The organism is Acinetobacter sp. NIOH-H-8 (assembly GCF_046635365.1).
Classification (GTDB): Bacteria; Pseudomonadota; Gammaproteobacteria; order Pseudomonadales; family Moraxellaceae; genus Acinetobacter.
The window spans coordinates 1-21,346 of the sequence record NZ_JBHDVN010000015.1 but is presented as its reverse complement, the minus strand read 5'-3'; the positions used below and the strand labels follow the sequence as shown (position 1 = coordinate 21,346).

Genomic DNA, 21,346 nt, shown 5'->3' with positions numbered 1-21,346 from the left:
AAAAGTATGATAAATCAGTCTTTATTATGCCATCGCTAGCACTATGAATGTGAAGGGCTTTTAACTGGCTTTATTTAAAAAATAATAATCTGCTGCATTAAGGGTTTTGGTTTTGAGCCAGTATTTCCAGGTATAGGTAGGCCATAAGGCAAAATTTTTCCCACCTTCCTGCTGATACCAGCTAACGCAGCCAGATTGCCAGACCGTATTGTCCAGCATATGTTGGACATCCTGGTTGAATTTTTCCTGTACCTGATCTTTGACCACAATTGCATCACTATGTGATTGATCCACTAGGGCGATCATTTGCAGGATATAACTTACTTGCGCTTCAATCATGAAAAGGACTGAATTATGTGCCAGCACAGTATTTGGCCCTAATAACTGGAACAGGTTCGGAAAACCTTTCACACAGATTCCATAATAGCTTTCGGCACCATCTTTGCAGACATCATTTAAGTGAATGCCATTCAGGCCAGTGCAGTCAAAATTTTTCAGATAAATTCTTGGATCAGTAATAAATCCGGTACCGTAGATCAGGCAGTCAATCGGACGTTCTTTACCATCTACTGTAATAATACTGTTTTCAGTCACTTCACAAATGCCTTCAGTAACCAGTTCCACATTTTTACGGTTAAAGGTAGGGAAATATTGATTAGACACCAGAATCCGTTTACAACCCATGATGTAGCCTGGAGTTAACTTCTTGGCAGTTTCCTTGTCCTTGACCTGATAGCGAATATAAGCTTCAGCCAGTTTCTGAGCATATTTCATGACAGTTGATTTAACGATAGGCACCACGCGTGATTCATTGGACCAGTACAGGCGAATCCGGTGTAACTTGCGGAACCATTCATATTTGGAAAATAGCTTTTTTTCCAGGTCATGATATAGGTGCTCATCCCGTGGAATAACCCAAGCCGCAGTACGTTGCAAGACATAGAGCTGTTTGCATTCGGGTGCAATTTCAGGGATATATTGAATTGCACTGCCACCAGTCCCAATCGATGCAACATTTTTTCCCTTGAGATCATAATGATGATCCCAGTGAGAAGAGTGAAAGATTTTGCCCTTAAATTTTTCAATGCCCGTAATATGAGGAATTTGAGGAACATGTAAAGGACCAGAGGCAAATACTACAAACTGGGCTTCCAGAATGCTTTGATCATGCAGATGGATTTGCCATAAGCATCGGTCTTGCTGATAATGAACCCCGAGTACTTCGGTATTCAGCCGAGCAAAAGCCCGAAGATTATAATCACTGACTAAATCTTGAATATAGCTAAAAATTTCCGGTGCTTCGGCATAGCGTTTTGACCAGTCAGTTTTGGGGGCAAAAGAAAGGGAATACATGTGTGATTGCACATCACAGGCCGCTCCAGGATACTGATTATCGCGCCAGGTTCCACCAAAATCGCTATCTTTTTCTATAATAATAAAATCATGGATGCCTTGCTGCTGTAAACGTATTGCCATCGCTATCCCGCCAAAACCGGCACCGATAATGGCCACTTTGGTATAGGGATGATTGTGGGTAGGGCTTGTATTGTCCAGCATCTTCGCATTCCTTGCTTATTTTAATAATGGATAATTATCTTGATTTATTAACTGGCTATTAGATATAAAATTGATCTAAACGGCAATAGCCGACTGCTTATTTTTATAGTACAACTAGAGCTATCACATTGTATTTGTATGGTTATGAAACGTTCTGTTCTCAGTCTGATGTATCTGATCCAGGGCATGCGCAAGGCTGGCATAGAGGTCGATCAAAAACTGCAAAATATCGGCTTGCGTGTTGATGCGCTTGATCCGACTTCAATTATTCACCCAAGCGTGGAATATGATGTGCTCAAGGTGGTGGGTCAGGATATCCAGCCAGAACAGGGTTTATTGATCGGCCAGCATTATGCTTTGGCAGGTTATGGGCCTTTGCTGATGTTGCTGGTGACCAGTCCAACCGTACGTGATGCGATGCATCAGGTGATTCGTTTTCAGCAATTGACGCATCTTACCGGTCAGTTGGGAGTGGAGCAAAGTGAGTACCGCAGTGCGCTTTGCTATTATCCCAAGAAAACGGAAGATCATCTGGGAATGCTGGTCGCGCAAGCTGAGATTTCAGGTACTTTCAAGTTCATTCGCGATATTTACAAGATGATGGGTTTGTCCAAGCCTGACTTGCAGATTGAACTGCCTTTCGCCGCACCGGAACAACCTGCTACCCAGAAAATCTATCATGATTATTATGGAACACAGGTACAGTTGGGTGCTGCAAGAGCTGCATTCTGGTTTGATGAGGCCATTTTGGATATCCGGATTCCTTCAGCAGATGCGGAGACCTTTGCAGTCTATGAAGCAAAGTGTCTGGCTGAACTGGAACGTCTGGCGGAAGATGCTGATGTCCCGACTGTGGTACAGCGAGTACAGGATTATCTGGAGCTGCAAACCGGTTTGATGCCGAGTATGGCTGAAACGGCTCAGGCTCTGAATATTCCAGAACGTACTTTACGCCATCAATTACAGCAGTTCGATACCAGTTATAAACAGATTCGCGAAGAGATTATTAAAGATAAAGCTTTGCGACTCATTGAATATAAACAGTATTCGATTGAAATGATTGCAGAGTTATTGGGTTATTCCGAACCGGCTGCTTTTAACCATGCCTTTAAGCGTTGGTTTGGGCAAAGTCCTCGGCAATATATAAAATAGCCTAAGTTAGTTAATGCCAAAGTGTTATAGTGTGCGTTCTAAACTCCGCTATAATTAAACAGATCCTGAATAGTACGAAACCTATGTCCGATTTTAATTCACAGCACAGCACCGCTTTTAGTCCGATCTCTCCTGCAGAACGTTATGCACAGGCTTTGTCTTCAGGACAGTTTATGCCTGATGATGCACAGGCCATGGCAGTACATGAGCTAAATCGTACCTGGCTGGAATTAATTCAGCGCTTTAAAGCGTCTAAGAAAGCCTTTCGCCGTTTCCGCCGTCAGACTTCGCCGAAGGGTGTATACATGTGGGGCGGAGTAGGTCGTGGCAAGACCTGGCTAATGGATCAGTTTTATGAGTCGATTCCATTTCGCCGCAAAACCCGTATGCACTTTCACCATTTTATGCAGCATGTGCATCGTGAGTTAAACAAGCTTTCAGGTCAGCGTAATCCGCTGGATCTCGTAGCGGATCAGATTTATAAAGATGCTGTGGTGATCTGCTTTGATGAATTTTTTGTATCTAACGTGACAGATGCCATGATTCTGAGTGATCTGTTCCAGAAGCTGTTTGAACGTGGCATTACGCTAGTAGCGACTTCGAACATTGCACCGGATGGTTTATATAAAAACGGGATTCACCGTGACCGTTTTCTGCCAACCATTGAAATGGTCAAGAAAAACTGTGTCATTCTGAATGTAGATGCTGGTGTGGATTACCGTTTACGTGTCTTAAAGCAGGCGCAATTATTCAAATATCCACTAACGCATGATAATAAAAACTGGTTGGCACATCGCTATACCGCACTTACTCAAACCCAAACCTCTTCTCAAGAACCAATCATCATCAATAACCGCATTGTTGAAACTGTGGCACATACTGAAGATGTGTTGTGGTGTGAGTTCTCTGAACTATGCCTAAAACCGCGTAGTCCGGCTGACTTCATTGAAATTGCGAATATCTACAATACGGTATTGGTCAGCAATGTGCCGCATTTAACCGATTTCCTAAATGATGCCACACGCCGTTTTATTTATCTGGTCGATGAATTTTATGACCGTGGAGTCAAATTACTGCTGACTTCAGAAGATAATATTATTGATCTTTATAAAGGTGAGCGACTGGCTTTCGAAATTGAACGGACCCGTTCACGTTTGCTAGAGATGCAATCAGATGAATATCTGCATTCAGAACATCGCCAGATCGAGAAAATAGCTTCAAGTGAGCCTGAATAAATACAACAAGCGCTGGTCATGACCGGCGCTTTTTTATGCATTCCATTGCGTCAAAGATCGACAAGCTCAGCCAAACATGGCTTAATCTTGATCTAAATATGACCTTGTATAAAAAGAACGGACAACTTTTATTCAAAAATCTGAACTTAAGTCTAATTTCTACATTTCAAAAACTTTATACACTGTCATGAGGGTATTTAGCAGGATGATATTGCATCGTGTGTGACATCATTTAATAAGAATATGAGGGTATTCTTATTAGAAAAATGCTCATTATTTTGCGGTGTGATAGTACTATTCAGCTAGATTTTAATCGGTATACTAGAATCTCTTGTATAAAAAGTAGCAATATCAGGAAAGACAATGACTGCACGTATTCAAAAAGGCAAGTTAGCGATTGCTAAAGAACTTTACGATTTTATCGAAAATGAAGCACTACCAGGTTCTGGTTTGGACAGCGAAACATACTGGAAGAACTTTGAACAAGTCGTTGTTGATCTTAGCCCTAAAAACAAAGCACTTTTGGCTAAGCGTGATGATATTCAAGCTAAAATTGATGAATGGCATCGCAATAACACATTTGAATTACAAGCTTACAAAGCTTTCTTGACTGAAATTGGCTACTTATTACCAGAAGTAGAAGATTTCCAGATCAGCACTGAAAATGTAGACGAAGAGATTGCACTATTGGCTGGCCCACAGCTGGTAGTTCCAGTACGTAATGCACGTTACTGCCTGAACGCAGCGAATGCACGCTGGGGTTCTTTATACGACGCTTTATACGGCTTCGACGTGATCTCTGAAGAAGATGGTGCTGAAAAAGGTAAAGGCTATAACCCGAAACGTGGTGAGAAAGTTATCGCATTCGCGAAAAACTTCTTAAATGAAACATTCCCGCTGGCACAAGGTTCACATGCTGATACAACCAAATATGCAGTTGAAGGTAATGCACTGGTTGTAACGCTGAAAGACGGCTCTACCACAACTGTTGCGGATAGCTCTAAATTCGTTGGTTACAATGGCGAAGCTTCTGCACCGACTGAAATTGTACTGAAAAATAACGGCCTGCATGCGATCATCCAGATTGATGCAAACAGCCCAATTGGCCAAACAGATGCAGCAGGCGTAAAAGACGTTGTGCTTGAAGCAGCTGTAACGACGATTCAGGACTTGGAAGACTCTGTTGCAGCAGTTGATGCTGAAGAAAAAGTAGAAGGCTACCGTAACTGGTTAGGCTTGATGAAAGGTACGCTTGAAGAGTCTATCGAGAAAAATGGCAAGACCATTACCCGTAAACTCAATGCTGACCGTACTTTCAAAAATGTTGAAGGCGGTGAGACCAAGGTTCATGGTCGTTCATTGATGCTGCTTCGTAACGTTGGTCACTTGATGACAAACCCGGCGATCCTTGTAGATGGCGAAGAAATTTATGAAGGCATCATGGATGCATTGGTAACTCCATTGCTTTCTGTGGCTGATATCCGTGGTGAGAACACGATCAAGAACTCACGTACCGGTTCTATGTATATCGTTAAGCCAAAAATGCACGGTCCAGAAGAAGTTGCATTTGCGGTTGAGCTGTTTGAACGTGCTGAACAGGCGCTTGGCTTACCTGCGAAAACCCTGAAAATCGGTATCATGGATGAAGAACGCCGTACTTCGGTTAACCTGAAAAACTGTATTGCTCAGGCGAAAGACCGTACCATCTTTATTAACACCGGTTTCATGGATCGTACAGGTGATGAAATCCATACCTTCATGGAAGCAGGTCCATTTGTTCGTAAAGGCGAAATCAAAGGCCAAAAATGGTTCCCAGCTTACGAAAACCGTAACGTCATGGTAGGTCTACAAACAGGTCTACGTGGTAAAGCACAGATTGGTAAAGGCATGTGGCCAAAACCAGACATGCTGTTAGACATGTACAAAACCAAGACTGAACATCCTGAAGCAGGTGCAAGCTGTGCATGGGTTCCATCTCCAACAGGTGCAGTGATTCACGCGATTCACTACCACCAAATTAACGTGGCAAACCGTCAGCAAGAATTGCTTGCAACTGAAGCGTTGCCTTTAGATGATTTGTTAACTCCACCTCTTGCAACTGATACCAATTGGTCTGAAGAAGAGAAACTGAAAGAACTGGAAAATAACTGTCAAGGTATCTTGGGTTATGTCGTTCGTTGGGTTGATCTGGGTGTAGGTTGTTCTAAAGTTCCAGACATCAATGATGTGGGCTTGATGGAAGACCGTGCGACTTTACGTATTTCTTCTCAGCACGTTGCAAACTGGTTACGTCACGGGATCGTAACGCGTGAACAGGTTGAAGAAGTAATGCAACGCATGGCGAAAATTGTGGATGAGCAAAATGCGAATGATCCACTGTACAAGCCAATGGCTGCTGACTTTGACAACAGCATTGCATTCCAGGCTGCTTCTGATCTGATCTTCAAAGGTGGTGAACAGCCATCAGGCTATACAGAGCCGCTTCTACATGCAGCTCGTTTAAAACTTAAAGGTTATACAGGTAACTAATCCTGTAACTTGAAAAAAAGCCTCTTCGGAGGCTTTTTTATTGCTCTTAAAAAAGATCTAAGGATAAAAATGTTCTTTTGGAAGGTAAACTAACTGATTGAAGCCCTAAAACAGAACAAAGTCAGAGAAGAAAACTTTAATAATAATTATCTGTTAAACAGTAGCTTTATATCTGCCAGTCGCTATTCCTATGAGCGTTTACAGTTCCTCATGCTGGGTAGCTGTAGAGCTTTGGATCATGATATTTAAGACTCAGTTTAATTCGCAATTTTTAATTTCTAAGAATCGTATTTTGGCTGATGTACTGGAAGATTTAAACTGCGATAAAAGAGAATCATGCATCAGTAAGTTCCACTTACTTATAAAGCTAAAGATAAAAGCGTAACAATTCGTCGCTGTCACTTCCATCCTGAAATGGCTCTGCTAAAGTAAAAGCAAATCAATAAATTGCAGGGAAGAACAGCATGGCATATCAAAATTTGGATCAGCAGTTTATTGCGGGTCAGTGGCAACCCGGCCGTTCTCAGAAAATGATTCAGAATTTGAATCCCTACACCCAAGATACGATCTTTACTTTGCAGGCGGCCAGTACTGCAGATGTTGATGCGGCTTATGTGGCAGCTGATAAAGCCTTTCAGCAGAGTGCTATTAAATCAGTAGAGTTAAGACAGCAAATCCTGCAAAAACTACAACATGTGATTCAGGTACGCCAAGATGAAATTATTGACTGGTTAATTCTTGAGTCTGGAAGTACCCGTTTTAAAGCGGGTCTGGAAGTTGGCGCTGCTTTATCCATTATTCAGGAAAGTCAGAAATTTCCGGGGCAGATCAAGACTGAACAGCTGGAGAGCAAAGATCCCCAACGTAAAAGTCTGGTACTGCGTAAACCCTTGGGTGTGATTGGTGTCATTAGCCCATGGAATTTTCCATTTCATTTATCCATGCGTTCGGTAGCAACAGCGATTGCCTGTGGAAATAGTGTGGTACTCAAGCCAGCAAGTGATACGCCAGTGACAGGTGGAACCTTATTAGGAAAACTGTTTGAAGAAGCTGGCTTACCTGCAGGTGTGCTCAATGTGGTATCAGGTGCAGGCAGTGAAATTGGTGACTATTTTGTCGAACATCCGATTCCAAAAATGATCTCATTCACGGGTTCTACAGAAGTCGGACAGAATGTAGGAAGCAAAGCCTTAGCCAGCCCTCGAATTAAACGTCTGGCGCTGGAACTGGGCGGAAATGCGCCACTGGTGATTCTGGATGATGCTGATCTTGATCTGGCAGTAGAACTGACAATCATGGGGCGCTTTATGCATCAGGGGCAAATCTGTATGAGCACCAATCGGGTTATTGTCGATGCGTCTATTCATGATGCCTATGTGGAAAAACTTTTAGAGCGAGTGAAAACTGTTGCTGTGGGTGATCCAAATCTGGAAGAGACCATCATTGGGCCGATCATCAATCAGAGTCAGATCAAAAAACATCAGCAGATTATTCAAAGTGCAAAAGAGCAGGGTGCAGAGCTGGTATACGAAGGGGGGATAGAAGGTAATCTGGTCTATCCACATATCTTTACTGGGGTAGCACCTGAATCTCCATTGGCTCAGGAAGAAAGTTTTGGACCGATTCTACCAGTACTGAAAGCTCGCGATGAAGCACATGCCTTAAAGCTGGCCAATGATACCCGTTTTGGCTTATCCAGTGCGGTTTGTACCTCGAATATTGAACGTGGTATTAATTTTACGGAACAGCTTGATATCGGTATGACCCATATCAATAGTATTAGTGTGGCAGATCAGGCCAATGCTCCGTTTGGGGGAGAGAAAAACTCTGGACTTGGGCGTTTCAATGGACGCTGGATTTTTGAGGAATTCACCCGTACTCACTGGCTGACTGTACCTAGTGAATAATATTAAATGATAGAAACTTATCCATAATCCATACAGGTTTAAGCTTGGCATCAAGCTATAATCAGAATATCAAGTGATCTGTCTGATTAAGCATGTGTGCCAACTTTAAGCCTTTAACTTCACAGCAAATACATGATCTGGGCTTGCCGGAAATTCCCTTTGAATATCCGGAAGAAGTCTATCCGAATTATGCTACCCCCTTGTTATTTCAATCTGATCAAGGTCTGGAATGGCGCTCGGTTAACTTTGGCTTTATTCCCAAATGGGCAGAGGATAAAACGATTGGGACAAAAACCTACAATGCCAGAAATGAAACTTTGCTGCAAAAACCAACCTTTGCAGAAGCGACAGCCAAATGCAAGTTTGGGGTGATTCCCGTCTCGGAATTTTATGAGTCAAAGTATTTTGATAATAAACCACAGCGCTGGGGTGTCAGGCGTAAAGATGGAAAAGCGACCTTTATTGCGGCACTGTATGAAATTGCTCGGGTGCAGGATGAAATCGTACGTTCGGCTAGTATGATTACGATGGATGCAATAGACCATCCCATGATGAAAGAGTTTCATGAGCCGGGGAATATTAAACGTTCAGTTATTGTGATTCCGCACGAACGTTTACATGAATGGCTGAATCTCACGCAACCGGATATTCGCAGCTTTGTACAGGGATTTCCAGTAGAGGAGTTCGAATGTTCACATGTACCAAAAGAAAGAATCAAAAAAGCCAGTCCACAGCTGAACTTTTTTGAATCCTAAAACCTAGAAAGCAATGGCGGATCGTTAATTATTATAAAAGGTGTTATTGATCTCGCCAGCTAAATTCAAAATTGAAAAATACTTAACGAGCCAAATTTTTAAAGATATGGCGTAAGCTTTCCATGGTTTTTTCAATTTGTAATGGGGTTAGCCCTTCAAATGACTGTTCCAGTACAACATTGGTCAGGTCATTAATTTTATGTGTCATTTCCATTCCTTTTTCAGTCAGCGCGACACGGGTAATACGAGCATCGTCTTCACAGGAATAGGTTTCAACCAGACCTTCATCTTTTAAGCGATAAACGATCTTGGTGGTTGTCGACATTTTAGATACGACCATTTCTGACAGGTCAGAAACGCTGGCATGTGGTTTGGCTTTAAGAGCAAGCAAGATACGGCGACGTGAATTATCGACACCATACTTTTTAAGTGCATGATCTACATTTAGGACATATTGGGCATGAACTTGAGTCACCCAGTAGTATGGAAAGTTTTCTAAATTAAAGTCTTCTGCACAAGGTAAAAATTTCGCATATTTTTTAGTCATGAAATGTTCCTTTTATTTATTTTTCTAGGGCACTGACATTTTATGTAAAAGTTTATACATGTTTCAACCTTTATTTTTAAAATGTTAACGAGATTGCATTTATTAGATCTTCTTAACATCAAAAAAATCAGGTGATTTATGTGTTGTAGATTAATCGGGGTAAATTGTAACTGTCTTTATCCAGATGAATGGCATTGATATGACATGCGAATCTTAACTCCAGATTAAATTTAGAGTCTGACTAAGAACTAGATTGGCAAACCATATGGATAAATGGCCGACTTGCGCATATCTTACTTTTGGTGAGTATGCGGAAATACAATTCAAAATCGATGCTGTTTAAATGAATGCTCTGATACATTTTTTAATCTGTAGCACGATGCAGATTCGGATTTCTCAAATCTGATCGAAAGCTAGAGCGAGTACATTTAAGTTGGTTACCCATCGAATAAAACCGTTTTGGATGAGAAACTTATGCATCTTTTTTATCCCACGACTAACTATTTATAACGTGTATGAACTATTTTAATAAAAAAATCCATATTTAAAATATGTCTTTAGATAAGTGGATTTAATGGACTTAGTAGGATAGTGGATGATTCAATATTTTATGATGCATGATTAGATATGAATATTAAGAGAAACAGTAATTTATATCTCAGGCTTCTATCAGTTAGATTTAATGCGCTTAGGGTCAAAAAGAAGCCTAAATTTTCTTTAATTTGTAATGAGTTATGTAGAATATAACAGATTCAGGCCAATGATTTGAAAATTAAAAGATTTTAGAATGAGGAGAGGCAAAGCGGTGCAACAGTTTTTCATAAATTTTATTGTTCAAAAATCATAAGTTTATGCATAATAGATACATCTTAAGTCGAAAAGGTTAAATTAAATGGATCCCTCGCCGTGCGTTGATCTTCCATATTCGTTGCTTACATACTCAAACGGGATGGTATTCTAATGGAATTTTTATTAGATCCTGGAATTTGGGTTGGTTTAATTACTCTTATTATTCTCGAAATCGTTTTAGGTATTGATAACCTAGTCTTTATTGCCATTCTGGCTGAGAAACTTCCTCCTGAACAGCGTGATAAGGCCCGCGTGATCGGTCTATCCTTAGCCTTGTTGATGCGTTTAGGTCTACTGTTCGCAATCTCTTGGTTAGTCACCTTGACTCAACCGCTTATTCAATTATTTAACTGGACCTTCTCCGGACGGGATTTGATTCTGCTCTTTGGTGGTTTATTCCTGCTCTATAAAGCCGTTACCGAACTTCATGAAAAAATTGAAGGCAAGCCTGAAATACAGGTCACGACCAAGGTGGCATATGCGGGCTTTACAGCCGTTGTGGTTCAGATTGTCATTTTGGATGCTGTATTCTCATTAGACTCAGTGATTACCGCCGTAGGTATGGTCGATAATATCTATGTCATGATGGCAGCCATGATTATCGCGATGGCCGTGATGTTACTAGCGTCTAAGCCATTGACTAACTTTGTGAATCGTCATCCTACGGTTGTGATTCTGTGTTTGAGCTTCCTGTTACTGATCGGGATCAGCCTGATGGCAGAAGGTTTCGGTTTCCATATTCCAAAAGGCTACATCTATTCCGGTATTGGCGTTGCAATTGCAGTTGAAGCCTTTAACCAGTTTAGTCAGCGCAATGCTGCGAAACATGAAGCCAAGATTCCGCTGCGTCATCGTACCGCTAACAGTATTCTTCAACTGATGGGTGCTAAGCTTGAAACCACCAGTACCACTCAGCATGAAGCACAGGAAACCTTTGCGGATGAAGAACGCTATATGATTGGCGGAGTATTGACCCTGGCAGAGCGTTCTGTAGCATCGATCATGACCCCACGAAGCCAGATTTCCTGGGTCGATCTGGAGGATAGTCCGGAACAGATCCGTGAAAAAATCCTGTCTGTACCCCACAGCCTGTTTCCGGTTTGCCGGGGCAGTCTGGATAAGGTGATTACCATCGTTCGTGCCAAAGAACTGTTAGATGTACTGGATGAACCGGAAGAATTAAAAGCTTTGATCAAGCGTCATCGCCCTATCTATATCTTTGAAAGAATGAAAGTGATTGACGCGATTAATACCTTGCGCACATCAAAAGGCTCTCTGGTACTGGTCAGTGATGAATTTGGTCATGTACAAGGTCTGATTTCACCGCTAGACGTGTTTGAGGCAATTGCCGGTGAATTCCCAGATGCCGATGAGCAGCTGGATCTGGTCAAAGTTGATGATACACACTGGATTGCGTCCGGTATGTTGGATCTGTACCAGTTAGAACTTGAGCTCGGTATGCTGGATCTGATTGATGAAGATGCAGGCTATATCAGTGTTGCTGGTCTGATTCTGGATAAAACCAATAGTGTGGCCGAGGTAGGTACTGAACTGAACTACCAAGGTGTTCAATTCAAGGTGATGGAAATCGAAAATAACCGGATTAAATCGGTGAGTATCCATTATCAGGGTTAATCGCCTGTCTTTATTATTTTTTTGAGTCAGTTGCTTAAGGGCAACTGACTTTTTTATTGAATATTCTTTATGACTTAGATATTAATGCTTACCTAAGCTTATTCTTCAGGCTAAATGGAGTATTGAATATTTTGAAAGTCAAGAATGAGTAATAGGTTTTACTGGCTTAGAAGTAAGAAATCTTAATGAAGTATTAAATTGCAGACATGCTTTATTTAGAATTATTAAACAAATTTAAATAAAGTTTAAAAATAAGTGTGAATTTGACTAATTGGTAAAATATATATTTCACGTAATTTTGAAAGATATTAGTCAAATTTGAGATACAAAAGCTCATCCAAAGCTTACACAATACTCGGCTTGAGCGCTTGAAAAATTATCTTTGCCAGATTAGGGCTGAATTTAATTATCTAAAAAATAAGTTGAATAGTGTAATAGGGTGTTCCATGTGTTCATTATATAAACACCCGACTGATGCTTAATCCGCCAAAATCCGAAAGTCTGCATATTGACGGATCGTTTCTATATTCAATTGATGGATCTCATCGGTAAATGCAGCATTAAACTGGCCTAAGGTCGGTGCTTTGGCAAAAGCCAATTGACCGGCGATTGCAAAATGAACATGAGCAGAGAGCGCTGCGATCGCAGGAGGACTTACTGCACTATACGCTGCAATCAGGGCCCCTAGGGCACATCCAGTTGCTGTGACGCGCGGCTGTAAATATGAACCGCCTAAAACCTGAATCACCGGATAATCTCTGGAAATGATGTAATCAGACTCACCTGAAATAGCGATACATTCACATTGTTCCAGTAAGGCCTGCGCCTGTAGATAGACTTCTGAGCTATCGACAGTGCTATTGACGCCTTTGGACTCAATATTTTTCCCTGCCAAAGCACCAATTTCTGAAGCATTCCCCCGTAAAATTGTGGGTTGATAGGTCATGAGCTGATCCACAACACCTGAACGCCAATGCAGTACATTTCCATAACCAACAGGATCTAGTACCCATGACTTTTGGATACTGTGTGCTGTTTTAGCAGCGATCTGCATCGCCTCGACCTGTTCGGTAGTCGGCGTTCCCAAATTTAAACTGAGTGCTCCAGCAATTTTGACAAAGCTCTCTGCTTCAAAAGGATTATCAATCATAGCGGGCGAAGCATTCGCAGCCAGCAAGATATTGGCCACATAATTGCTGGCCACTGCATTGGTCATCACATGCACCAAGGGTTGCTGCTCTTGAAGCAATGACCAGGCTTCACAGATCTGATCGAAAAGAGTATTTTGTAATTGTTGCACGGAAGTATTCATCATCCTGATCTTTCAAATATGAATAGAGCTGCTAAATGCTTAGCGGGTAAAATAATGGTCTTGATGTTTGCAGTTACGGCATAACAGGCTGACATAATCGCTGGCATCATATTCAACAGTAAGCTCTTGTGAGCCGCAATGCATACAGCGTTTTTGTGAATAAAATTTCAGGCGTGGTTCAATCTTTTGCCATGAACGCCAGACCGGTTGGAAGAAAATATTTTCATCATAACCCAGGAAGCGGAAAAACAGGATGCTGCTCATTTTGCTCAAAGGCAATTGCGGTGGGCGAGGTAGAATTGAGGTTTCCCATTTTTCATTCACTGAACGTTCCCGATATTGCTGTAGGGTCTTTTTCAGTAAATTGGTATTAATGAAATTTTCATTTCGTGGTTTTAAAGCTTTCTGCTGATACAGATATTCGAGGGCCGATTGCACCAGATAATAAATCTGTCCCACAGCCAAAACATCGAGCAGGCGATAGCAGAAAGCCTGAAAACTTTGATTGCCCGCAATCTGGATACCCCAGCTACGGCAATAGAACTGAGCGAATTGAATGACTTCCTGATACAGCAGACAATACAGCGCATCTTTGACTTCATCCGCACTTTTAAAAGGTACGCCTTTACTCAGATTTTCATAGAACCAGTAACGCAATTGCTGGGTAATACTAAACAGGCTTGGCTCAGAATAGCCATCCAGACGTACATTAATATAGTACTGCTGATTCTCTTGTTGAATATCTCTAGGAACTAGAATCTGGTCTTTCAGCAGATTTTTGACCAACCCATGCTGATACAGGTAATTCGGGCTGATGGAATAATATTTAATGGCATGCCAGTCAATATATTCCTGATGCTGGCTATGTTCCTGAACCTGTTCATCCAGAATCGAGAGCAGAAACAGTTTATTAATAAAGCTGAGCTGATTGAGCTCATATTCATGCCGATCCTGTTTTTTATGAAATTTCCGGTTTTCCTGTAAACGGACTTCTTTCAGCATACGTTTACGCTGAGCCAGACACTGATCGCAATAACAGTTATGTTTCTGGTCGGTATAGAGCTGATGCTGGCAGTGGCTGCATTCATGATAAGTAATGTCCTGATCATACTGTTCTGCCTCGATCCAGTACATGGAGGCCTTACATAACGGGCACTGCGTACTTTCATCAAGCTGTTTTTGCAGAACGTTGAATACCATGATTGCGCACAACTCCAGAATAAAGAGAAACTGCGATTATACACAGCTCATCAAAGTCACGCGTCATTTGACAATATTTTTAATAAAGCAGATTTCAGAAGAAGAGAGCCTTTAAACGAATAGAGCTACCGAAGTAGCCCTGTATTCAAGAAAACTGGATCATCGTTTTTAAACGGGGCAGGGTAATGTTTCGTCTTCCTCTCCCTGATGTTTCGCTTGAATCAACGCCTGCACTTTTTTGGATGGAACCTTTTTGGCACCAAGTGCATCATAAGTATTCAGAATCGCACTGACCTCATGCGCCTGTAGCTGAACGCCTTCAGAACTCATGAACAGGGCAATAACTTTATGATCAATATTGGCCTGATCCAGAACCTGAAGTGTTTTAAGATTTTCAATCCGTACCACATGCTGTTTTAAATACATAGCTCACCTCAATTTCTTTGTTGTCGTTATTCTTGGAGTCTTTGCGCTTGGAGAAAACACACTTAAACTGTAGCAAAAACTATGCTCATTTTTTAATCAATATTTCGGAATTGCTATTAATCATAAATTATATATTTTTAAATCAAGCACATAAGAAAATGTAAAAAAATATGATATTAGCCGAAAACTTGGCATATATCTTTCTTTGAATCCTGCCATTGCTGTTGGGTGATGCAAAATGCATTCAAACTGGTGCATGTCATTTGTGCATTTAAAATGAAATTTGGAACGCAGATTAACCAGAACTTAATCTTTTAGAAGTCAGGTTTTGCAGCGCCCAGCATCTAAATTAGATATAAGGTTGTCCTGAACCCAGGCAGTAATTTTTCATATTGGAATAATACTTTGCATGTGCAGGAATCATGCATAGAGGAATCATACAGTGCAGATGAAAGCTTTTTTTATTTTATCTTTAAGTTGTTTTAGAGATGGGGATTTTAGATATCGGGCAAATATAAGGCGATTATCGTATATTTTGATGTAGCTCAATTGAAAAGATCAGTAATTATTCCCATATACAATACAAATGAAACGCACAGACAGGTTCAAGATCAAGGCGTATGATCAATACATTGACAATCTTTTGCCTTAGAAGCTGTGCAATAAAGGATCAGGACATTATATGAATATCGCGGCGAATCCGGTGATCGAAGCAGATCAAACCATTTATTTAAAAGACTATCAAAAACCTTCTTTTGTTGTAGATTCAATCGACCTGAATATTCAAGTCTATGACGATCATACGCTGGTCAGCAGCAAACTGGAGATGCAGCGCCAAACAGCAGGTGATCTGGTATTGCTTGGTCGTGACCTGGAACTGCAATCGATCCAGTTAAATGGTCAGCCACTAAATGCATCAGATTATATTTTGGATGCTGAGCAACTGGTGATTAGCAATGCTCCAGATCAGGCGACTATTGAAACAGTGGTCAAGATTCATCCAGAAAGCAATACCATGCTGGAAGGTCTGTATCAGGCCAGTTCAGATTTATTCGTAACTCAGAACGAACCGGAAGGTTTCCGTAAAATTACCTTCTATCCAGACCGCCCAGATGTATTGTCTGTATTTACCACTCGTGTCGAAGCTGACAAAAAGTATCCGGTTCTACTGGCTAACGGTAACCTGATTGAAACCGGCGAAGTGGATGAAAACCGTCACTATGCGCTCTGGCAGGATCCAACCAAGAAACCAAGCTATTTATTTGCCTGCGTGATTGGCGATCTGGCAGTGATGAAAGATCGCTATACCACATCAGAAGGTCGTGATGTGGCACTGGAAATCTATGCTGAAGAAAAAGACATTCCAAAATGCAAAATCGCGATGGAAGCCTTAAAACATTCCATGCGTTGGGATGAAGAGCATTATGGTCTGCCATACGACCTCGATAATTACATGATCGTAGCAACTAGCGCATTTAACATGGGTGCGATGGAAAACAAAGGTCTAAATATCTTCAATACCTCATGCGTATTGGCTGATGAAGAATATACAACAGATGCTGCCATCATGCGTGTACAGTCCGTAATTGCCCATGAATATTTCCATAACTGGACAGGTAACCGGATTACTTGTCGTGACTGGTTCCAGCTATGTTTGAAAGAAGGTTTGACTGTATTTCGTGATCAGTCTTTCTCGGAAGATCTACAGTCTGCTGCCGTACAGCGTATTGATGATGTGGCAGTACTAAAAGCGCATCAGTTCCCGGAAGATTCTGGTCCTTTATCGCATCCACCGCGACCGGATCATTTTGTAGAAATTAATAACTTCTATACGGCGACCGTGTATGAAAAAGGTGCGGAAATTAACCGTATGATGGCGACTTTGCTCGGTAAAGAAAAATTCCGTCAAGGTACAGATGAATATTTCCGCCGTCATGATGGTCAGGCCGTAACGGTTGAAGACTGGGTGGCTGCATTGACTGCCGGTTCTGGTGTGGATCTATCAAACTTCCTGACTTGGTATAACCAGCCAGGTACACCGAAACTGGTGGCAAAAGGTGAGTACGATGCAGATGCACAAACTTATCGTCTTAGCTTTAAGCAAAGTCTGAAAGCTCATCCGAAATATCCGAATCTGAAAGCTGTTCCGATTCCAGTGGCTTTGGCCTTGTTTGATGCAGCTACAGGCGAGCAGCTGAGTCTGAACTCTGATGCCTTATTTGAAAATGGCGTCAAAGATGGGGTATATCTGTTTGATCAGGATGAAGCGACCATCGAGTTTAGCGGTGTGACCAGTAAACCGGTTGTTTCTTTACTGCGCAACTTCTCTGCACCCGTTGATCTGCATTTTGATTACTCTGAACAAGAACTGGCGTTCCTGTTGCAATATGAAACCAATGGTTTTAACCAGTGGCAGGCGACCCAGACTTTATTAGAACGCATTCTGCTGGATGATCAACCTTCTGAAATTTATATCGAGGCAATGCTGAATACCTTGCCTGATCTGATTCAGAAAGATCCGCTATTGGCTTCGCGCTTATTTGATGTACCGGCAGAAGGTTACTTGGGTAGCCGGATTGATACAGACTACAATCCAGCCATGATCCAGGAAAAACGTGATGCCTTGCTGCATAAATTGGCACGTGCCTTTGGAGCATCAGCTAAAGAAATCTATCTGAGTCTAGATCCTGAATTGCAGTCAGATTTCTCTCAGGCGATGGGTGTGCGTGCACTGAAAAATATCATGCTAATGCTGATTGCACGTCAAGGTGATGAAAGTGCATTTGAACTGGCAGAGCAGCAATACCAAAACACAGGCAATATGTCTGAACGTTTGGGTGCCTTGCGTGTTCTGGTATGGAATGATGCACCTCAAGCTAAAGCATTCCTGGATGATTTCTATAACCGCTTTAAAGATGAAGCACTGGCACTGGATCAATGGTTCATGCTGCAAGCAGCTCATCCAAAAGCGACTGCAGAAACAATTAAAGCACTCACTGAGCATGCGGATTATGACTTGAAAGTGCCAAACCGTATCCGTGCGGTGAGTGGCGGTTTGAATGCCAATCCGGTCAATACCTGGAGCTTTGGTGTGCAGCATTATATCGAGCTGGCGAAATATCTGGATCAGAAAAACCCGATTGTCGGTTCACGTCTACTTCAGGTGCTTTCACGCTGGTATACCCTGATTGAACCACAACGCAGTGAAGTCAAAGCACAACTTGAAGCTTTAAAACCACAGGTGAAATCGAAAAATGTCTCAGAGACATTGAACAGCATGTTAAGCGTATAAGATCGTTATGTAAAAAGCCGGATCAACTGATCCGGCTTTTTATTATTGATTTATTTTAAATGGTGAATTTAAGCGCATTTAAAATACTATAATGTGAAATCAGTCACATAAAAGGTTTACAGTAAGAGGCTAGACAGGAAAGTAAAACTATACTTTTCTATTAAACATGAAGAAATCTTCAAATTGATATACTAGAGGTCTTATTCAAGATGTTAGTGAAAATCGAAGATGGTTTTTATTTAAATACTCGGCATATTATTGCGGTTCATGTCAGCAGAAATGCTGCGACTGGTCTGTTTGAAATCTCCCTTCAATATACACCGCATTCTATTCAGCAAGCTGGAGAATACAAAAAAGTATTTAATAGCCAGCTGGATGCTGAACTCTTCCTGAACGAACTGAACCAAAAAGTTCGCTAAAAAAAGCCTGCATCGCAGGCTTTTTTGTTGTCTGGGTTACGTTAAGGTCTCACAATCAATACCGGAATCTCGGACTGGGAAAGGACATTCTGTGCCACGCTGCCCAGCATCAGTTTTTGCAGACCTTTACGGCCATGTGATCCCATGATAATCAGATCGGTCGGAACTTCCTGCGCTGCCTGAAGAATTCCTTCAGAAGGTGCCATACCATGAATGATCTTGGTCGTGACCTGTGTACCATCATACACAAAATTTGCCTTAATCTCATTTAAAAGATCCAGTGCATGTTGTTCTGCCTGCATGAAATAGTCAGTGACTGCGGGAGCAACCTTATAAAAGTCCACGCCTTTAAATGGGTCTACAGCAATAATACTGACCAATGTCACCTTACTATTAAAAGCTTTGGCCAGCTCACGGGCATGTTCAGCTGCAGCATAGGACATCGAGGATTCATCGAGTGCGACAAGAATATGTTCATAGTTTTGCATGGTGCTTCCTCATTTTTAGAATATGCAGTGAAATGATCATTTAGAAAATGGAGGTTTACTGTAGAAGGGTTCAGACAGAAACACTGCCTGAAAAAATTGCGCACCTTGAAGATGCGCAAATCAGATTATTTTTTAACGATTAACACCGGAATTTGACTGGCGCCAAGAACATCCTGTGCAAAGCTGCCCAGAATCATTTTCTGGAAGCCTTTACGGCCGTGTGAACCCATGACGATTAGATCAGCCTGGGTTTCCTCTGCAGTCTCAGCAATATGTTCGGCATTCACTAGACCAGTCACAATGCGGGAATCTGCTTCTATACCTTCACTGCCTGCAATTGCAGTGGCTTCTTTTAGGGCATTTTTTGCATTGGCATGAGCCTGAGCAAAATACTCTTTCATAATCGTTGAACTGTAGTAGAAGTCAGCTTCAGTAAAAGGGTCTTCTGCAATCAGGCTAATCAGGGAAAGTTTACTGCCAAATGCCTTGGCAATTTTGGCTGCATGTCGAACTGCAGAAAAGGAAATATCTGAACCGTCTACTGGGACTAAAATATGTTGGTAAGCCATGATTTTTCTCCGCATGTTGTGTGTTTTTTACGCTTTGATTTATTGATAGCACAATGTACCCATGGGTGCAATTGCAAAAAGCTGAAAAATGGCAAAAAATCTTTAAATTACAGGTATTTTCACATAAATGCAGAGATTTGATGAAAGAAAAAACAGAGCAAAAAACTAGGGATTCAGGTTTTATTGATCAAAAATAACAGGATAAATGACGCTGTTTTTCTGGGGATGGTTTAAACTGCCTGGGCTTATTTTTGGGCTGATCGAGGGGGAAGGTTTTGAGGTTTTTTGCTATTCATTTATTGTTGTTCTGTTCAATTATTCTGGCAGGCTGTCAAAATACTGTACAGAACAGCCGGGTCATTGCCAGTGCTTTTAATTTGACCACAGGGATGCAGCAAAAGGTGATGGATCGCTATGCACCAGGTTCGGTCATCGTGCATCAGAATATGGTCTATGAACCGCAGAAAAAGCTCTCTCTGGATCTGTATCAACCACAAAATATCGAAAATATCGGCCCGCAACCAACCATTGTGTGGATTCATGGTGGTGGCTGGATTTCTGGTTCCAAAGAACATGCCCGGGGTTATTTTAAACTTCTGGCTGCGCAAGGTTATAATGTGGTATCGGTCCAATATCAGTTTGCACCTCAAGCCATTTATCCAAGCCAGTTACATCAGATTGATCAGGCCTTGGAGTTTATTACTCAACATGCAGCCGAATACCAGATTGATGCCGAAAATTTATATCTGGCCGGAGATTCTGCCGGGGCGAATATGGCCAGCCACTATGCTGCACTTTTAACAAATCCCGCCTTTGCCAAACAATCGGATTTTCAACCTTATCTGCAACCTTCCCAGCTTAAAGGTCTGATTCTGCACTGTGGTATTTATGACTTGGAGTCATTCGCCAGTACCGCACCTGATGAAATGAAGATCGTAGAGTGGGGAGTATATAGCCTGATTCAGGCCTATACAGGGGATCGTAAAAATGATACCGAGTTTCTAAAACGTATTTCTCCAATCCAGTATATTACGCCATCTTATCCGCCAGTATTCATTAGCGGGGGCAACAAGGATTTTCTGACCGACACCCAATCCTTGCCTTTTATCAAGGCTTTAAAAGCGCAGCAGGTTCCAGTAACAGAAGTTTTTTATCCCGAATCTAAAGCTTGGCTGATTCATGAATATCAGTTCTTTATGGGCAAGAAAGAAAGTCAGCAGACTTTTATCAAGACGCTGGATTTTTTGCATCAGCTTTCGCCCCTCAACATAAACTTATAAAAAATTTATTTCTTAAGACCATATAGTCAAACTACTTTATTATTCATACAGGATTCGAAAAAAACTTGAAATAACTCATCGACTGAGTCGATCAACCATTCTTTACGCTTACGTTTAACCCATGCCCACATCTGTTCTATAGGATTTAAATCAGGGCTGTATGCAGGAAGCCAAAGAATTTTATGCCCTTGTTG

18 protein-coding genes are annotated in these 21,346 nt (G+C 41.5%); 10 read left to right on the top strand and 8 right to left on the bottom strand.

The features are described 5' to 3' along the window. Positions 1-60: 60 nt before the first annotated feature. Positions 61-1,557 (bottom strand): NAD(P)/FAD-dependent oxidoreductase, encoded by a 1,497-nt coding sequence (locus ACEWB7_RS08075; protein ID WP_312309859.1) that lies wholly within the window; start codon positions 1,555-1,557, stop codon positions 61-63. Between the two features lie 144 nt (positions 1,558-1,701). Between ACEWB7_RS08075 and ACEWB7_RS08070 the strand changes: the two genes are divergently transcribed. The 5 genes from ACEWB7_RS08070 to ACEWB7_RS08050 all read left to right on the top strand — a co-directional run bounded on the left by ACEWB7_RS08070 (position 1,702) and on the right by ACEWB7_RS08050 (position 9,135). Then, positions 1,702-2,709 (top strand): AraC family transcriptional regulator, encoded by a 1,008-nt coding sequence (locus tag ACEWB7_RS08070; protein WP_104426984.1) that lies wholly within the window; start codon positions 1,702-1,704, stop codon positions 2,707-2,709. Between the two features lie 83 nt (positions 2,710-2,792). After that, positions 2,793-3,944: a cell division protein ZapE gene (gene zapE, locus ACEWB7_RS08065; protein WP_104425963.1), complete on the top strand. Its 1,152-nt coding sequence runs from the start codon at positions 2,793-2,795 to the stop codon at positions 3,942-3,944. Between the two features lie 363 nt (positions 3,945-4,307). Continuing rightward, positions 4,308-6,473 carry a malate synthase G gene (locus ACEWB7_RS08060; protein ID WP_312316168.1) on the top strand — a complete coding sequence of 722 codons (2,166 nt, stop codon included), beginning with the start codon at positions 4,308-4,310 and terminating at the stop codon, positions 6,471-6,473. A 464-nt stretch (positions 6,474-6,937) separates the two neighbouring features. Then, on the top strand, positions 6,938-8,380 hold the full coding sequence (locus ACEWB7_RS08055) for an aldehyde dehydrogenase family protein (RefSeq protein WP_312309869.1): 1,443 nt from the start codon (positions 6,938-6,940) through the stop codon (positions 8,378-8,380). Positions 8,381-8,472: 92 nt separating this feature from the next. Continuing rightward, a complete protein-coding gene (locus ACEWB7_RS08050; protein WP_104425965.1) occupies positions 8,473-9,135 on the top strand; it encodes an SOS response-associated peptidase family protein in 663 nt (220 codons plus the stop codon). Positions 9,136-9,217: 82 nt separating this feature from the next. Here the strand turns inward: ACEWB7_RS08050 and ACEWB7_RS08045 are convergent, their stop codons facing one another. Next, complete coding sequence (locus ACEWB7_RS08045) at positions 9,218-9,682, bottom strand: MarR family winged helix-turn-helix transcriptional regulator (protein WP_004783963.1); 465 nt, start codon at positions 9,680-9,682, stop codon at positions 9,218-9,220. A 960-nt stretch (positions 9,683-10,642) separates the two neighbouring features. Between ACEWB7_RS08045 and ACEWB7_RS08040 the strand changes: the two genes are divergently transcribed. Then, complete coding sequence (locus ACEWB7_RS08040) at positions 10,643-12,166, top strand: TerC family protein (RefSeq protein WP_312309876.1); 1,524 nt, start codon at positions 10,643-10,645, stop codon at positions 12,164-12,166. Between the two features lie 478 nt (positions 12,167-12,644). Here ACEWB7_RS08040 and thiM read toward each other — a convergent pair whose 3' ends face one another. From thiM to ACEWB7_RS08025, 3 genes are all read right to left on the bottom strand, one after another. Beyond that, positions 12,645-13,478: a hydroxyethylthiazole kinase gene (thiM, locus tag ACEWB7_RS08035; RefSeq protein WP_312316172.1), complete on the bottom strand. Its 834-nt coding sequence runs from the start codon at positions 13,476-13,478 to the stop codon at positions 12,645-12,647. Between the two features lie 39 nt (positions 13,479-13,517). Then, positions 13,518-14,678 carry a hypothetical protein gene (locus ACEWB7_RS08030; protein ID WP_179992448.1) on the bottom strand — a complete coding sequence of 387 codons (1,161 nt, stop codon included), beginning with the start codon at positions 14,676-14,678 and terminating at the stop codon, positions 13,518-13,520. Between the two features lie 168 nt (positions 14,679-14,846). Beyond that, entirely contained in the window at positions 14,847-15,104 is a 258-nt protein-coding gene (locus ACEWB7_RS08025) for a hypothetical protein (RefSeq protein ID WP_004783954.1), read from the bottom strand. Between the two features lie 682 nt (positions 15,105-15,786). Here ACEWB7_RS08025 and pepN point away from each other — a divergent pair. Further along, entirely contained in the window at positions 15,787-18,396 is a 2,610-nt protein-coding gene (pepN, locus tag ACEWB7_RS08020; protein WP_312310079.1) for an aminopeptidase N, read from the top strand. A 209-nt stretch (positions 18,397-18,605) separates the two neighbouring features. Beyond that, the gene (locus ACEWB7_RS08015; RefSeq protein ID WP_004783945.1) at positions 18,606-18,815 is read left to right on the top strand and encodes a hypothetical protein; all 210 of its coding nucleotides are present in this window, start codon (positions 18,606-18,608) and stop codon (positions 18,813-18,815) included. A 41-nt stretch (positions 18,816-18,856) separates the two neighbouring features. On the opposite strand, the gene ACEWB7_RS08010 is transcribed toward ACEWB7_RS08015, so the two are convergent. Together ACEWB7_RS08010 and ACEWB7_RS08005 are read right to left on the bottom strand one after the other, a co-directional pair. Then, positions 18,857-19,303: a universal stress protein gene (locus ACEWB7_RS08010; RefSeq protein ID WP_312310078.1), complete on the bottom strand. Its 447-nt coding sequence runs from the start codon at positions 19,301-19,303 to the stop codon at positions 18,857-18,859. 125 nt (positions 19,304-19,428) lie between these two features. Then, positions 19,429-19,872 carry a universal stress protein gene (locus ACEWB7_RS08005; RefSeq protein ID WP_125279008.1) on the bottom strand — a complete coding sequence of 148 codons (444 nt, stop codon included), beginning with the start codon at positions 19,870-19,872 and terminating at the stop codon, positions 19,429-19,431. A 53-nt stretch (positions 19,873-19,925) separates the two neighbouring features. Between ACEWB7_RS08005 and ACEWB7_RS08000 the strand changes: the two genes are divergently transcribed. Together ACEWB7_RS08000 and ACEWB7_RS07995 are read left to right on the top strand one after the other, a co-directional pair. Continuing rightward, on the top strand, positions 19,926-20,069 hold the full coding sequence (locus ACEWB7_RS08000) for a hypothetical protein (RefSeq protein ID WP_166135019.1): 144 nt from the start codon (positions 19,926-19,928) through the stop codon (positions 20,067-20,069). Positions 20,070-20,147: 78 nt separating this feature from the next. After that, positions 20,148-21,152 carry an alpha/beta hydrolase gene (locus tag ACEWB7_RS07995; RefSeq protein ID WP_312310077.1) on the top strand — a complete coding sequence of 335 codons (1,005 nt, stop codon included), beginning with the start codon at positions 20,148-20,150 and terminating at the stop codon, positions 21,150-21,152. A gap of 26 nt (positions 21,153-21,178) precedes the next feature. Here the strand turns inward: ACEWB7_RS07995 and ACEWB7_RS07990 are convergent, their stop codons facing one another. Next, entirely contained in the window at positions 21,179-21,292 is a 114-nt protein-coding gene (locus tag ACEWB7_RS07990) for a hypothetical protein (RefSeq protein ID WP_411580577.1), read from the bottom strand. Positions 21,293-21,346: the final 54 nt, after the last annotated feature.